Here is a 502-nt window from a genome sequence, read left to right on the forward strand (position 1 = left end):
TTTGGTAATAATGGCGGAGGGGAACCACGCGTACCCATCTCGAACACGACCGTTAAGCCCTCCAGCGCCGATGGTACTTGAACCGAAGGGTTCCGGGAGAGTAGGACGTTGCCAAGCGGGATGATTTTATCCCTAAATGATTTTGGACGGGGTCCCCGAAAAGTATTCGGAATAGACCTCGAAGCCAAACGTCACTTTTTATGCTTACGAAGCTAGTTTTGCTGACGCAAAACTCTGTAACGCTTACGAAGCAAGTTTTGCTCACGCAAAACTCTGAGGGCCCTTAGCTCAGCTGGTTAGAGCGCACCCCTGATAAGGGTGAGGTCGGTGGTTCGAGTCCACTAGGGCCCACCAATTGCATACTCCAAAAGGACTGGCTTTCAAGACTCCGGGGCCCTCAAAAAGGACTCGGAATTAGCTGCGAAGGATCACGTCACTTTTTGGGGATTATTATGGGGCCATAGCTCAGCTGGGAGAGCGCCTGCCTTGCAAGCAGGAGGTC

1 tRNA gene and 1 rRNA gene are annotated in these 502 nt (G+C 52.2%); both read left to right on the forward strand.

Going from position 1 to position 502, the window contains the following annotated elements:
* Positions 1-117 (forward strand): 5S ribosomal RNA (gene rrf / locus KJS47_RS23815).
* A gap of 160 nt (positions 118-277) precedes the next feature.
* A tRNA-Ile gene (locus KJS47_RS23820) sits at positions 278-354 on the forward strand.
* Positions 355-502: the final 148 nt, after the last annotated feature.

Origin of the sequence: Paenibacillus sp. J31TS4 (assembly GCF_018403265.1) — a bacterium.
In the GTDB taxonomy this organism is placed as follows: domain Bacteria; phylum Bacillota; class Bacilli; order Paenibacillales; family NBRC-103111; genus J31TS4.